A 13,665-nucleotide genomic window follows, 5' to 3' on the forward strand; every position below is an offset into this window, starting at 1 on the left:
ATGCGCACGCGGGGGTTGCGCCCAGGAGGTTTCACCATGTCGACGAGTCCCGAAGAGCGGATCGATGTCGGTAGCGATCTGTCGGACCTCTGTTCCGAGTTGTCGAACTTGGCGCTCGACCATTCGATAGCCATCGCCACCGTCGAATCACTGACGGCGGGGAATCTCGCGGCGATGCTCGGCAAGGCCAAGTCGTCGGGTGACTGGTTTCGAGGTGGAATCGTCGCCTATCACGAGGACGTCAAGCATTCCCTGCTTCGAGTCCCGGAAGGCCCTGTCGTATGCGAAGTCGCAGCGGCGACGATGGCGCAGTCCGCCGCCGAACTCCTCGGCGCGGACCTGACGATCGCCGTCACCGGTGAGGCAGGTCCGAGGACACAGGAAGACGAACCACCAGGCACCGTGTGGATCGGACTGTGTGACCGAGGCAGCGTTTCCGCCGAACGCGAGCAATTCGACGGGGAACCCGAAGACATTCTGGCGCAAACGTTGTCGCTGTCCATCCAGTTTCTCGTGCGTCACGCACGACAACGTTCCACGTAGAACACACGAACTTTTCATCGAGACTAGGGGTAGAGCTTCGCATGGATACGTCACTACGGACACGAATTCAGCACGAACTCTCCGTGAAACCGGCGATAGACCCGGAGAACGAGATCCGCGATCGCGTCGACTTTCTCGTCGACTATCTCCGAGCAAGCAAGACCCGCGGATTCGTACTCGGCATCAGCGGCGGTCAGGACAGTACGTTGGCCGGCGCGCTCGCGCAACGTGCTGTTCGCGAGTTCGTCTCGCTCGGTGGACAAGCCGAATTCGTCGCGGTCCGGTTGCCGTACGGCACACAGGCCGACGAGGACGATGCGGCCAAGGCCATCGACTTCATCGGGCCGGATCGAACCGTCGTCGTGGACATCAAGGCCGCCGTGGACGCGTCGGCGCACTCTGCCGCAACAGGTTTGAGCAAGGATCGGCTGGATGATTTCGTTCGCGGGAACATCAAGGCCCGCGAGCGAATGATCGCACAGTACGCCATCGCCGGTCAGGAGAACCTTCTCGTCGTCGGTACGGACCACGCAGCCGAGGCCGTCACCGGGTTCTTCACCAAGTACGGCGACGGCGGTGTGGACATCACCCCGCTCACCGGGCTGACGAAACGTCAAGGGGCACAACTTCTGAAATACATGGATGCACCCGAGTCGACGTGGAAGAAGGTTCCGACGGCCGACCTGGAGGACGATCGGCCCGCGCTTCCCGACGAGCAGGCCCTCGGCGTGACGTACGCCCAGATCGATTCCTATCTCGAAGGCGGGCCGGTGGACGACGACGCCGTCGCGACCATCGAACGTTGGTTCACGAAGACCAGGCACAAGCGCACCACTCCCGTCACCCCCACGGACAGATGGTGGCGTTCGGCGCTGAACGAGTGAGAATTCATCTGCACTCACCTCTGACGAAGACGCAGCACTTCGATGGGCGGCGCGTCGGATCGGTGCGTTTCCGTATGTCGCTGACGGGTATTGCGGCACGGGTGAACAGACTCGACCCGATCACCACTTCCACCGACGTCCCGACCTTCGACGTACTGGTCATCGGGGGTGGAAATGCGGGTATCAGCACCGCAGCGCGGTTGCTTCGGACGGGAGTGAGTACCAACGTCGCGGTCGTCGAACCGCAACAGGTGCATACCTATCGGCCTCTTCTGTCCTACGTGGGCGCGGGCCAGGCCAGTTTGAACGACGCACAACGCACTCAGCGATCCGTCGTTCCGAAAGGCTGCACTTGGATCGAAGACTCGGTCACGGCAATCGATGCGCCGCGCAATACCGTCACCTGCGCGTCCGGTCGAACGTTCCGCTATCGGGATCTGGTCCTCGGAACCGGTTTGGTCCCCGACTACGACGCCTTGCCCGGAATTCCGGAAGCGATCGACTCGCCTGGAGTGAGTAGCAACTATCTCGACAGGGCCGACAAGACTTGGGAACTCACGCGCGACTTGGCCTATGGGCGTGCGGTGTTCACCGTGCCGAGGCCACCGGTCAGCTGCACAGGCACGACGCTGAAACCGCTGTTTCTCGCCGCAGCACACTGGGAGCGTGTCGGTCGGTTGTCCGGAATCGACATCACGTTGATCGTGGATCGCCCTCGATTGCTCGGCGTGTCCAAGCTGGACGAGTTGCTGCTGAGTCGATTGCGAGAACTGGGAGTTCACGTGCACTTCGACACGAAAGTCGTCGCGCTGAATCCCGCATCCCGACGCATCGAGATCGACGGCGCCGGTGCAGCCGCGAGCTCCGTCGACTACGACTTCCTCCATCTTGTACCGCCGTTCCGAGGACCGAAGTGGTTGACGGAGTCGAAGCTGACCGGAAACGAGTCGCATGGTCTCGTCGACATCGACCCGCACACGTTCCAGCATCGCGCACACCATGACGTGTGGGCTGTCGGAGACGGCGCCGCTGTGGACACCGATCCTTCGGGAGGTGCTCTGCGCACACAGGTTTCGCTCCTTGTGGACAACATCGCGGCCACGAGAGAGGGAACGCCGACGTCAGCGTACGACGGGCACACGGTCGCGCCCGTTCCGATCGATGCTCGTCATCTCGTCGCTGCGGAATTCGATCGCACCGGAAAGATCGCATCGTCACTGCCCTCGTTTCTCGATCCGTTGAAACCGCGTCGGACTGCTTGGGCCTTCGACAGATACGCACTCCCACAGATCTATTGGCACTCGATCCTCGACGGCCGCGTCTGACATGTGTTCCGCAACGAAGGGATCAGTTCATGACCGCACCCGGCAGGCCCCACGTCCTGATCATCGGTGGAGGCTTCGGTGGGCTGTATGCCGCACGACGACTGCGCCACAGCGATGTGGCCGTCACCGTGCTGGAACGGGGAACGAGCCACGTGTTCCAACCGTTGCTCTACCAGTGCGCGACGGGCCTTGTGTCGGAAGGATCGATTGCGAGTCCGCTGCGACATCTGTTGCGGCATCAGGACAATGCGCACGTCGCACTCGGTGAGGCAGCCGACATCGATGCCGAGAACCGCATCGTCACGGCCAGCCGATTCGATGGATCGACATACGAATTGAAGTACGACTTCCTCGTCGTGGCTGCCGGAATGCGGCAGGCGTATCACGGGCACGACGAATACATCCAACACGCGCCCGGGATGAAGACTCTCGACGACGCTCTGACCATAAGGCGCAAGTTGATCTCGGCGTTCGAGATGGCCGAGTCGTTGCCGACCGTGGAGGAACGCCGCCCGTGGTTGACGTTCGCGGTGGCCGGAGGCGGACCAACGGGAGTCGAATTGGCCGGGCAGATAAGGGAACTCGCGACACGTGCGCTCACCCACGAGTTCCGATCCATCGATCCGGGCGAAGCACGCGTGCTGCTGTTCCACGGCGACGATCGGGTGCTGCCGTCGTTCGACCGCAAGCTCTCTGCGCGCGCCCAGAAGACTCTCGACATCGTCGGCGTCGAAACGCATCTGGGAGTTCACGTCACCGACGTCACCGCGACCGATGTGGAGACCACGACCAAGGCCGAACCCAAGACGGTCGAGCGCTACGACACGCACACGGTCCTGTGGACAGCCGGCGTCGAAGCCGTACCGTTCGCGCGGACGCTCGCGAAGAGCCTCGGCGTCGATCAGGACCGATCCGGCCGCATCACGGTCGGACCGGACCTGTCGGTCCCGGGGCATCCGAACGTGTGGGTCGTCGGCGACATGGCGTCGTCGAACGACCTACCCGGCGTCGCCGAGGTCGCGATGCAGGGTGGCCGTCACGTCGGATCGGTCATCGCCACTGCGCTCGAACATCCGGGTCGCGCCCGCGCGCCGTTCACGTACCGCGACCTCGGCAGCGCGGCCTACATCGCACGCGGGCATGCGCTCGTGCAGGCCGGGCCGCTGAGGATGTCCGGTTTCCTCGGATGGTTGTCGTGGGGGTTCATCCACATCGCGTTCCTGTCGGGAGCCAGGAATCGCGTGGGCACACTGGTCAACTGGGCGGCCACACTCGCGACCAATTCGCGACGCGAACGGGCCATCACATTCGGTGACCCGGAAACTGCACGCAAACCGTACAGCTGAGCCGTCAGTCCAGCAGTCCCGCGTTACGGAGCGCGGCACGAACGTCGGCGTGGTGCCATTCGTCGAGCTCGACGAGAGGAAGTCTGATTCCGCCGGGCATCAGTCCCATTTCGGCCAACGCCCACTTGACCGGAATAGGGTTGGGCTCGGCGAACAGAGCGCTGTGCAGGCCCGCAAGGATTGCGTCGATCTCCGACGCGGTGTCGGCGTCGCCCGCCAGGGCGGCGGCGCACATCTTCGCCATGGCGTCCGGTGCGACGTTCGCCGTGACCGAGATGTTGCCGTGGAATCCGGCGAGCATGCTGGCACGTGCTGTGCCGTCGTCGCCCGAGTAGAGACCGAAGTCCGGCAGTTCGAGCGCGACGAGATCACGGACACGGTCCAGGTCGCCCGTCGCTTCCTTGATCCCGACGATGTTCGGCAGCTCCGCCAGCCGCGCCACCGTCGAGGGCAGCATGTCGCAGCCGGTGCGTGACGGCACGTTGTACAGGTACTGCGGCAGATCGACGGCCTCACCGATGGCCTTGAAGTGCCGGTACAGGCCCTCCTGGGGAGGCTTGATGTAGTACGGCGTGACGAGCAGGGCGCCGTCGGCTCCTGCGGCCCGCGCCGACTCCGTCAGGTGAATCGCCTCGACGGTCGAATTGGCGCCGGTTCCAGCGATGACCGGAATACGGCCTGCCACGACGTCGATGGTCCGCTTGATGACGTTCGTGTGCTCGGTCACGGACAGAGTCGACGATTCGCCCGACGTGCCCACCGACACGATGGCCGAGGTGCCGCCGCTGATCTGTCGCTCGAGCAGGGAATCCAGCGACGGGTAGTCGACGTCGCCGCTGTCGTTCATGGGCGTGACGATCGCAACGATGCTTCCGGTGATCACGGTGGGGCTGCCTTCCTCGGGTCGAGAGTTCGTCCCGAATCGTAGACGACACCCGACGCGCCGCGCTTCCACCGTCACGGCACCGCCACCGACTCGACACGGTCAGTTCAACCGCAGGGCACCGAACACCATGTCACGCAACAACAGTCGAGCATGTCTGGACGGGGCCTTCCCTGCGCTGTAGGGCGTCGAGTTGATCAACCCGAACACCGCGTGCGCCTTGGTTCGTGCGTCCGATTCTCCGAGTCCGGTGTCGGCGTCGCACAACGCCGACACCCACAACTCCACATACTCGCGCTGCATGCGACGCACGCTCCGGCGAGAGGCGTCGGGCAGGCTCTCGAGATCTCGATCTTGAATGCGGATCAACGCGGGCGATTCGAACGCGAAGTCCAGATGAAAATCGATCAGATCCGACGTCGTGTCCGCCCCCGATGCACCCTCCTCGACGACCCTGCGTCCACCGTCGAGCAGATATTCCGAGATCCCGACGAGCAGTTCGACGAGCACTGCTTCCTTTCCGGAGAAATGCCGGTAGACCGCCGGGCCGCTGATGCCCACCGCAGCGCCCAGATCTTCGAGACGCACCGACGAGAAGCCGCGCTCCGCGAACAGTGAAGCAGCGGCCTGCAGCAGTTGCTGCCTGCGTTCGGCCTTCTTCTGGTCGCGGAGTGTCGCCGGTTTCTCCTCGAGCCTGTGGGTGGACTGCATCGTCATGTTCTCGCCTTTCCACCGCGCCGGGTCGATCGAACTCTGGACATCTCAGTTAATCGTAGTTTACTATCGCAATCAGTTACTTACAGTTAACTGAAATCGGTTGTTCCGACAGACCACACCGAAGGCGCGCATCACATGGCTATCGACACCGCTGCCAACAGGGCAGAACATGATCTGCTGACTTCCCAGCTCGCCGAGCGGCTCGCCCTCGCCGCGCTGGGCGGGAGCGAGAAGTCGCGCGAGCGCCACGTGGCCCGCGGCAAACTGCTTCCCCGGGACCGCGTCGACGAGCTCCTCGATCCCGGTAGCCCGTTCCTCGAGATCGCACCCCTCGCCGCCAACGGCCTGTACGACGACGAATGCCCCGGCGCAGGGATGATCGCTGGAATCGGCCGCGTCTCGGGACGCGAATGCGTCGTCGTCGCCAACGACGCGACAGTCAAGGGCGGCACCTACTACCCGATGACGGTGAAGAAACACCTTCGGGCGCAAGAGATCGCGCTGCAGAACAACCTGCCGTGCATCTACCTCGTCGACTCCGGAGGCGCATTCCTCCCCCGACAGGACGAGGTGTTCCCCGACCGGGATCACTTCGGCCGCATCTTCTACAACCAGGCGACGTTGAGCGCCAAGGGAATTGCTCAGATCGCCGCGGTCATGGGGTCGTGCACCGCGGGCGGCGCGTACGTTCCTGCGATGAGCGACGAGGCCGTCATCGTCCGCAATCAGGGCACCATCTTCCTCGGCGGGCCCCCACTGGTGAAGGCAGCGACCGGCGAGGTCGTCACCGCAGAGGAACTCGGCGGCGGCGACTTGCATTCGAAGACCTCCGGCGTCACCGACCATCTCGCCGACGACGACCGCGATGCCTTACGCCGCGTCCGGAAGATCGTCTCCACTCTCGGGCCGCGCACGCCGAGGCCGTGGGATGTCGTGTCGACGCGGGAGCCGATCGCCGACCAGACAGAACTGTACGACGTCGTCCCCACCGACTCCAGAACCCCGTACGACGTCCGGGAAGTCATCACGCGTGTCGTCGATGCCGGCGAATTCGACGAGTTCAAAGCCGAATACGGCAAGACCCTCGTCACCGGATTCGCGCATGTTCACGGCCACCCCGTCGGGATCATCGCCAACAACGGTGTGCTGTTCGCCGAATCCGCCATGAAGGGAGCGCATTTCATCGAGCTGTGCGACAAGCGCAGCATCCCGCTCGTGTTTCTGCAGAACATCTCCGGCTTCATGGTCGGGCGCGACTACGAGGCGGGTGGCATCGCCAAGCACGGCGCGAAGATGGTCACCGCGGTTGCCTGCGCTCGTGTCCCCAAGATCACGATCGTGATCGGCGGTTCCTACGGCGCGGGCAACTATTCGATGTGTGGGCGCGCCTACTCCCCGAGATTTCTGTTCATGTGGCCCAATGCGCGCATCTCCGTCATGGGCGGCGAGCAGGCCGCGTCGGTCCTCGCCACCGTCCGCGCCGAACAACTCGATGCAGCGGGCACACCGTGGTCGGACGACGACCAGGAATCGTTCAAGGCGCCGATCCGTGAACAATACGAGACACAGGGCAACCCCTACTATTCGACGGCCCGGTTGTGGGACGACGGAATCATCGACCCTGCCGACACGAGAACCGTTCTCGGACTGGCACTGTCGGCGTGCGCCAATGCGCCACTCGAACCGGTTTCCTACGGCGTCTTCAGGATGTGAGCAGACCAATGACAACACCTATCGATACCGTCCTCGTCGCCAACCGCGGCGAAATCGCAGTTCGAGTCGTGCGAACCCTGCGCCGCATGGGAATTCGATCCGTCGCCGTCTACAGCGACGCCGACGCCCATGCTCGCCACGTCACCGAAGCGGACACGGCGGTGCGCATCGGACCTGCGACCGCACGTGACAGTTACCTCTCGATCCCCAAGGTGATCGATGCCGCGCGTCGCACCGGCGCGCAAGGCATCCATCCCGGGTACGGATTCTTGTCCGAGAACGCCGAATTCGCAGCAGCATGCGACGCCGCGGGCATCGCCTTCCTCGGACCGTCCGCACGAGCGATCGAAGTGATGGGCGACAAGATCACCGCAAAGGCCGCCGTCGGCGAATTCGGCGTGCCCGTCGTCCCCGGTATTTCACGGCCCGGCCTCACCGATGCCGATCTGATCGCCGGTGCCGACGACGTCGGATTCCCTGTTCTGGTGAAACCGTCTGCCGGCGGCGGCGGAAAAGGAATGCGCCTCGTCGAACGACGAGAGGACCTGCCCGCGGCACTTGCGAGTGCGCGTCGCGAGGCATCGTCCTCGTTCGGCGACGACACGCTGTTCCTGGAGCGATTCGTGTTGCGGCCCAGGCACATCGAAGTACAGATCCTCGCCGACAAGCACGGCAACGTCGTCCACCTGGGCGAGCGCGAATGCAGCCTGCAGCGTCGGCACCAGAAAGTCATCGAGGAGGCCCCGTCACCGCTGCTCGACGCCGAGGCACGCGCGCGTATCGGCGAGGCCGCGTGCAACACCGCACGCAGTGTGGACTATTCGGGCGCCGGGACAGTCGAGTTCATCGTCTCCGCCGACAGCCCCGACGAGTTCTTCTTCATGGAGATGAACACTCGACTCCAGGTCGAGCACCCTGTCACCGAACTGGTCACCGGCCTCGATCTCGTCGAATGGCAGGTCAGGATCGCGGCAGGAGAACGCCTGACACTGTCTCAGGACGACATCACGCTCACCGGTCACGCCATCGAGGCCCGCGTCTACGCCGAGGATCCTGCGCGCGGCTTCCTTCCGACCGGCGGCACCGTCGTCGGGCTGAGTGAACCGAGCGGCGACGGCATCCGCGTCGACTCCGGACTGCAGATCGGCACCGTGGTCGGCAGCAACTACGACCCGATGCTGTCCAAGGTCATCGGTTACGGCACAGATCGAGCCGCTGCCCTGCGCACGCTCGACCGCGCATTGTCCGACACCGCTGTTCTCGGCGTGGTCACCAACATCGAGTTCGCACGATTCCTGTTGGCCGACATCGATGTTCGCGCCGGCATTCTGGATACCGGTCTGTTGGACCGTCGAGTCGAGGACTTCGTCGCGGAAGGCGCGACGGATACCGCGCTCGTCGCAGCAGCATCGGTGTCGTGGCTGGCGACGTGGGACAGCAGCGGCGACGACATCTGGTCCACGCCCGGCGGTTGGCGGGTCGGCGCGCACGCCCCGTACACGGCCCGCTTCAAGGTCGGTGACCGTTCGGTGCACGTGGCGATCACGGGGACGCCGACGTCGGCGAAGGTCACCCTCGACGACCAGCCGCCCCTGGCCCTGACGGCGGAGACGGCCGCGGACACGGTCACCATCGTGCTCGACGGTCGTCGAGACGCGATGCGGTTCGCGCACACCGCGACGGCGACGTGGATCGCCGGCCCGGAGGGGACGTGGGCGTTCCACCCGGTCGACGAACCGAGCGTCCGAGAAGCAGACGCGCACTCCGGCGACGCCGAAATCCTCAGTCCCATGCCCGGTTCGATCATCGCCGTCGCCGCGTCGAGCGGCGACACGGTCACTGCAGGTAGTGCCGTCGTCGTGGTCGAGGCGATGAAGATGGAACACACGCTGACCACACCGATCGACGGCACAGTGGAACTGGTGGTGTCCGTCGGCGATCAAGTTCGAGTCGACCAGCTCTTGGCTCGTGTAGTCCCCACCGAAGAAGAGGATCAGTCATGACCGATTACCTGTCGTCGGGCAATCTGCCCGACGAGTACCAGCAGCTGGCGAAGTCGGTTGCCGATTTCGCGCGCACGGTCGTCGCACCCGTGGCCGCGAAACACGATGCGGAGCACAGCTTTCCGTACGAGGTCGTGCAGGGCATGGCCGACATGGGCCTGTTCGGGCTGCCGTTCCCCGAGGAGTTCGGCGGCATGGGCGGTGACTACTTCGCGCTGTGCCTGGCCCTCGAAGAACTCGGCAAGGTCGATCAGAGTGTCGCGATGACGCTCGAAGCGGGCGTGTCCCTCGGTGCGATGCCGGTCTATCGGTTCGGCAACGACGCGCAGAAGCAGGAGTGGCTTCCGAAACTGACCAGCGGACAAGCGCTTGCCGCGTTCGGCCTCACGGAGCCGGGCGCGGGAAGCGACGCAGGTGGCACGAAGACCACGGCCAAGCGTGACGGTGGCGACTGGATCATCAACGGAAGCAAGCAGTTCATCACCAACTCAGGAACGTCGATCACCGAACTGGTCACCGTCACCGCCGTGACCGGGGTGGACGACGCAACCGGCCGCAAGCAGATCTCGTCGATCCTGGTGCCGACGAACACTCCAGGTTTCGTGGCCGAGCCCGCGTACAACAAGGTCGGGTGGAACGCGTCGGACACACATCCGTTGAGCTTCACCGACGTTCGGGTGCCGCAAGAGAACTTGCTGGGCGCGGAGGGCCGTGGCTACGCGAACTTCCTGCACATTCTCGACGAGGGCCGCATCGCGATCGCCGCGGTGTCGGTCGGTGCGGCGCAAGGATGCGTCGACGAGAGCGTCAAGTACGCGAAGGAACGTGAAGCGTTCGGCCAGCCGATCGCGAACAACCAGGCCATCTCGTTCAAGATCGCGCGGATGGAGGCCCGCGCGCACACTGCCCGTACCGCTTACTACGACGCGGCAGCTCTGATGTTGGCAGGCAAGCCGTTCAAGAAGGCGGCGTCGATAGCCAAGCTCGTGGCAAGCGAAGCCGCGATGGACAATGCACGTGATGCCACACAGATCCATGGCGGATACGGGTTCATGAACGAATACACGGTGGCGCGGCACTACCGCGACAGCAAGATTCTCGAGATCGGCGAAGGCACTACCGAGGTCCAGCTGATGCTGATCGCGCGAGGGTTGGGACTGTGAGCGACAATCGAATTCGTCAGCGAGGGTTGTGGTTCGAGGAGATGGAGCTCGGCACCGTCTACGAGCACCGTCCCGGCCGGACCATCACCGAGGCCGACAACACGCTGTTCACCACGCAGACCATGAACACCCAGGCCTTGCATCTCGACGCAGCCTTCGCTGCGACGACGAGCTTCGGTGAACGCCTGGTCAATTCGATGTTCACCGTGTCGACCCTGGTGGGCCTGTCGGTGGCACAGTTGACGCAGGGAACCATCGTCGCGAATCTCGGATTTTCCGAGGTGACGTTTCCGAAGCCTCTGTTCCATGGCGACACTCTGTATGCCGAGACACTGATCTCCGACAAACGCGAATCCAAGTCCCGTCCCGGTGAAGGCATCGTGACCTTCACGCACACCGGCCGCAATCAGCACGGCGACGTCGTCGCCATTGCCGTCCGAAAGACGTTGATACACCTGCGCCCTACGGAGGAGCCGTCGTGACCTGGACACCGCCCGGCCCGGCGTGGCTGTTCTGCCCCGCCGACCGACCGGAACGATACTTCAAGGCCGCAGCGCGAGCGGACGTCGTGATTCTCGATCTGGAGGATGCCGTCGCGCCGTCGGACAAGGACGCCGCACGGCAGGCACTCGTCGCCACTCCCCTCGATCCGGAGCGAACCGTCGTGCGTGTCAATGCCCACGGGAGTCGGGACTGGTCGGCGGATCTCGATGCGCTGAACGACACCCCTTACCGGGTGGTCATGTTGCCGAAGTGCGAATCCGCGGAGCAAGTGGCGTCCTTGGCGCCCCGGGATGTCGTAGTGCTTGTGGAATCGCCGCTCGGCGTGGTGAACGTCGCCGATGCAGTGACGGCCGACAACGCGGTCGGTGCGATGTGGGGCGCCGAGGATCTCGTCGCGGCGTTGGGCGGCAATTCCAGCAGGTTCGCCGACGGTCGATACCGCGACGTCGCACGACACGTGCGCTCGCACACTCTGCTCGCGGCCAAGGCTCGTGGCCTGTTCGCGCTCGACTCCGTTTTTCTCGACATCCCGGATCTGGACGGACTTCGCGAGGAGTCGGACGATGCGGTCGCCGTCGGTTTCGACGGCAAGGTCGCGATTCATCCGAGTCAGGTGCCGGTGATTCGCGACGCGTACGCACCGAGTCCGGAGGAGGTCGACTGGGCACAACGCCTGCTCGAGGCCGTCGAGAGCAACCGGGGTGTCTTCACGTTCGAGGGTCGAATGGTCGATGCGCCGGTGATCCAGCAGGCCCACCGGATCGTCGCCCGCATCCGGAATGCGTGAAATTTTTCACAACTACTTGGGCTTCCAGCATTAGGAAGACCGACGATCTATGCTCGGTCTTGTGACCAGTGTTCAGCCCCTCGACCGAGCTCTCCTGTCGTGGCCCGAAAGTGCTGCGTGCAGAGAGTCCGGCGGAGACTTGTTCTTCCCGACCGGAGACGAGTACAGCGCCGCATCGATCGCAGATGCAAAGAGTGTGTGCCTTCGGTGCCCGGTGTCGAAGGAATGCCTTCGACACGCGCTGTTGAACCGGGAGCAACACGGCATCTGGGGCGGGCTGACCCCATCCGAACGACGAAGGACCCGGCTGCCTCGCCTGACGCGTCGTCCGATGACGATCAGTGCCAGGGGCTGACGTGTACAGCCACGACCTCGCGACCACGACGCAGACCCGAGGCGCCGTCGAGCTCGACATCGCAGCGACGCTCATCCGCGTCGCCGGCACCGTACGCACCAGACTCGACGAGATTCTGGTGCGATACCGCGTCAGCTGGGCAGGCTTCGAAGTCCTCGACCTCGTCTGCACGGACGGCCCGAAGACGTACCGGGCACTCGCCCACCACCTGGACCGGCACCGCACGAGCGTGCGCAGCATCGTCGCCGGTCTCGTCGATTCCGGCTACGTCACACGCACTCTCGGCGCCGCGCGGAGCGACGAATTCGTCGTCGAGCCAACGGAATCCGGGCGTTCGGTGCACGACCGCGCCCGACGAGCACTCGACGGATGCGGGTTCGACTTCCTTGCCCTCGACGACCCCGCAGCCATGGTCGATCAGTTACGCGAACTCGACCGTGGCCTGCGGAGCCGCCGATAGCGGAAGCTGTTGTCGGAGAGGAAGATCAGCCCTGCCAGCCGACCGCCGCGAACGGGGCGTTCGTCGTGACGCGCCCGACGATGCCTGCGTGAGCGAAGTCTTTCGCGGTCTGCACGGCGTCACCCACCGACGCACCCTTCGCCAACTCGGCGGTGATGGCGGCAGCGAAGATGCATCCGGCGCCCGACACTCGTTCGTCGCCGATCTTCGGTGCGCGCAGGACGGTCACCTCGGTACCGTCGAACAGCACGTCGACGGCCTCGTCGCCGGGCAGCCCCGCACCACCCTTCACGACGACGTACTTCGGCCCGAGGTCGGCGATGCGGCGCGCAGCCTCGGCCAGATCGTCGACGGTCACGATCGCGTCCATCCCGGACAGCGTCTGCGCCTCGAACAGGTTCGGTGTGACGACGGTCGCCAACGGCAGGATCTCACTGCGCAGCGCGTTGTCGGTGTCCAGCGCGGCGCCCGGTTCCTGTCCCTTGCAGATCAGAACGGGATCGACGACGACGTGACGCCAGCTCTGCTTCTTCAGTGACTCTGCAACCGTCGACACCGTCTCCGGTGTTCCGAGCATGCCGATCTTGACGACGTCCAGGTCATGCGCCTGCGTCGCGGCCTCGATCTGATCCGCGATGACCGATCCGGTGATCGGAACGAACCGATGCCCCCACTCCGCTTTCGGGTCGAACGACACGATGCAGGTGATCGTCCCGACGCCGTAGACCCCGAGGCGTTCGAAGGTCTTCAGATCCGCCTGAAGACCAGCTCCACCGGTGGCCTCCGAGCCAGCAATGACGTACGACAGTGTCGACATTCGTTCCGCTCCTCTACTGCGATGTTCTCGTCAGTATGTCAAGGGCGGGCTTTCGGCGATGATGGGGCTCCGCCCTCGTGATGCTCCTATGACTGTCAAGTAGTGATTTTTCGGGTCAGGAGCTGAAACATTTCGCGGGCGACGGCTCGTTTGAGGCAGCGAATG

At 64.3% G+C, this 13,665-nt stretch carries 14 protein-coding genes; 11 read left to right on the top strand and 3 right to left on the bottom strand.

Annotated features, from left to right (window positions below):
• Positions 1 to 36: 36 nt before the first annotated feature.
• The 4 genes from CHB96_RS24260 to CHB96_RS24275 all read left to right on the top strand — a co-directional run bounded on the left by CHB96_RS24260 (position 37) and on the right by CHB96_RS24275 (position 4,098).
• Positions 37 to 543, top strand: coding sequence for a CinA family protein (locus tag CHB96_RS24260; RefSeq protein ID WP_089251175.1), 507 nt, complete (start codon positions 37 to 39; stop codon positions 541 to 543).
• Positions 544 to 584: 41 nt separating this feature from the next.
• Positions 585 to 1,427, top strand: coding sequence for an NAD(+) synthase (gene nadE, locus CHB96_RS24265; RefSeq protein WP_089251129.1), 843 nt, complete (start codon positions 585 to 587; stop codon positions 1,425 to 1,427).
• Between the two features lie 119 nt (positions 1,428 to 1,546).
• A complete protein-coding gene (locus CHB96_RS24270; protein WP_245866124.1) occupies positions 1,547 to 2,752 on the top strand; it encodes an NAD(P)/FAD-dependent oxidoreductase in 1,206 nt (401 codons plus the stop codon).
• 29 nt (positions 2,753 to 2,781) lie between these two features.
• Entirely contained in the window at positions 2,782 to 4,098 is a 1,317-nt protein-coding gene (locus CHB96_RS24275; protein ID WP_089251131.1) for an NAD(P)/FAD-dependent oxidoreductase, read from the top strand.
• A gap of 4 nt (positions 4,099 to 4,102) precedes the next feature.
• On the opposite strand, the gene dapA is transcribed toward CHB96_RS24275, so the two are convergent.
• Positions 4,103 to 4,981 carry a 4-hydroxy-tetrahydrodipicolinate synthase gene (gene dapA, locus CHB96_RS24280; RefSeq protein ID WP_089251133.1) on the bottom strand — a complete coding sequence of 293 codons (879 nt, stop codon included), beginning with the start codon at positions 4,979 to 4,981 and terminating at the stop codon, positions 4,103 to 4,105.
• A 102-nt stretch (positions 4,982 to 5,083) separates the two neighbouring features.
• Positions 5,084 to 5,692, bottom strand: coding sequence for an SACE_7040 family transcriptional regulator (locus CHB96_RS24285; protein ID WP_089251179.1), 609 nt, complete (start codon positions 5,690 to 5,692; stop codon positions 5,084 to 5,086).
• Between the two features lie 141 nt (positions 5,693 to 5,833).
• Between CHB96_RS24285 and CHB96_RS24290 the strand changes: the two genes are divergently transcribed.
• From CHB96_RS24290 to CHB96_RS24320, 7 genes are read left to right on the top strand one after another with little or no spacing between them, the layout of a single operon-like run.
• Positions 5,834 to 7,411, top strand: coding sequence for a carboxyl transferase domain-containing protein (locus tag CHB96_RS24290; protein WP_089251135.1), 1,578 nt, complete (start codon positions 5,834 to 5,836; stop codon positions 7,409 to 7,411).
• A gap of 8 nt (positions 7,412 to 7,419) precedes the next feature.
• Entirely contained in the window at positions 7,420 to 9,414 is a 1,995-nt protein-coding gene (locus tag CHB96_RS24295; RefSeq protein ID WP_089251137.1) for an acetyl-CoA carboxylase biotin carboxylase subunit, read from the top strand.
• A complete protein-coding gene (locus tag CHB96_RS24300) occupies positions 9,411 to 10,577 on the top strand; it encodes an acyl-CoA dehydrogenase family protein (protein WP_089251139.1) in 1,167 nt (388 codons plus the stop codon). Before CHB96_RS24295 ends, CHB96_RS24300 begins: the two co-directional genes overlap by 4 nt.
• 41 nt (positions 10,578 to 10,618) lie before the next feature.
• Entirely contained in the window at positions 10,619 to 11,059 is a 441-nt protein-coding gene (locus tag CHB96_RS24305; protein WP_089251181.1) for a MaoC family dehydratase, read from the top strand.
• On the top strand, positions 11,056 to 11,868 hold the full coding sequence (locus tag CHB96_RS24310; protein ID WP_089251141.1) for an HpcH/HpaI aldolase/citrate lyase family protein: 813 nt from the start codon (positions 11,056 to 11,058) through the stop codon (positions 11,866 to 11,868). Before CHB96_RS24305 ends, CHB96_RS24310 begins: the two co-directional genes overlap by 4 nt.
• Positions 11,869 to 11,917: 49 nt before the next feature.
• Positions 11,918 to 12,223: a WhiB family transcriptional regulator gene (locus tag CHB96_RS24315; protein WP_089251143.1), complete on the top strand. Its 306-nt coding sequence runs from the start codon at positions 11,918 to 11,920 to the stop codon at positions 12,221 to 12,223.
• A 1-nt stretch (position 12,224) separates the two neighbouring features.
• Complete coding sequence (locus tag CHB96_RS24320; protein ID WP_089251145.1) at positions 12,225 to 12,683, top strand: MarR family winged helix-turn-helix transcriptional regulator; 459 nt, start codon at positions 12,225 to 12,227, stop codon at positions 12,681 to 12,683.
• Between the two features lie 25 nt (positions 12,684 to 12,708).
• Here CHB96_RS24320 and thiD read toward each other — a convergent pair whose 3' ends face one another.
• The gene (gene thiD, locus CHB96_RS24325) at positions 12,709 to 13,500 is read right to left on the bottom strand and encodes a bifunctional hydroxymethylpyrimidine kinase/phosphomethylpyrimidine kinase (RefSeq protein ID WP_089251147.1); all 792 of its coding nucleotides are present in this window, start codon (positions 13,498 to 13,500) and stop codon (positions 12,709 to 12,711) included.
• Positions 13,501 to 13,665 lie beyond the last annotated feature (165 nt).

The sequence above is a fragment of the Rhodococcoides kyotonense genome (genome assembly GCF_900188125.1).
Classification (GTDB): Bacteria; Actinomycetota; Actinomycetes; order Mycobacteriales; family Mycobacteriaceae; genus Rhodococcoides; species Rhodococcoides kyotonense.

Coding starts and splice junctions, on each gene's coding strand:
- CHB96_RS24260 (WP_089251175.1), top strand. CDS start 37: ATGTCGACGAGTCCCGAAGAGCGGATCGATGTCGGTAGCGATCTGTCG.
- nadE (WP_089251129.1), top strand. CDS start 585: ATGGATACGTCACTACGGACACGAATTCAGCACGAACTCTCCGTGAAA.
- CHB96_RS24275 (WP_089251131.1), top strand. CDS start 2,782: ATGACCGCACCCGGCAGGCCCCACGTCCTGATCATCGGTGGAGGCTTC.
- CHB96_RS24285 (WP_089251179.1), bottom strand. CDS start 5,692: ATGCAGTCCACCCACAGGCTCGAGGAGAAACCGGCGACACTCCGCGAC.
- CHB96_RS24290 (WP_089251135.1), top strand. CDS start 5,834: ATGGCTATCGACACCGCTGCCAACAGGGCAGAACATGATCTGCTGACT.
- CHB96_RS24295 (WP_089251137.1), top strand. CDS start 7,420: ATGACAACACCTATCGATACCGTCCTCGTCGCCAACCGCGGCGAAATC.
- CHB96_RS24300 (WP_089251139.1), top strand. CDS start 9,411: ATGACCGATTACCTGTCGTCGGGCAATCTGCCCGACGAGTACCAGCAG.
- CHB96_RS24305 (WP_089251181.1), top strand. CDS start 10,619: ATGGAGCTCGGCACCGTCTACGAGCACCGTCCCGGCCGGACCATCACC.
- CHB96_RS24315 (WP_089251143.1), top strand. CDS start 11,918: ATGCTCGGTCTTGTGACCAGTGTTCAGCCCCTCGACCGAGCTCTCCTG.
- thiD (WP_089251147.1), bottom strand. CDS start 13,500: ATGTCGACACTGTCGTACGTCATTGCTGGCTCGGAGGCCACCGGTGGA.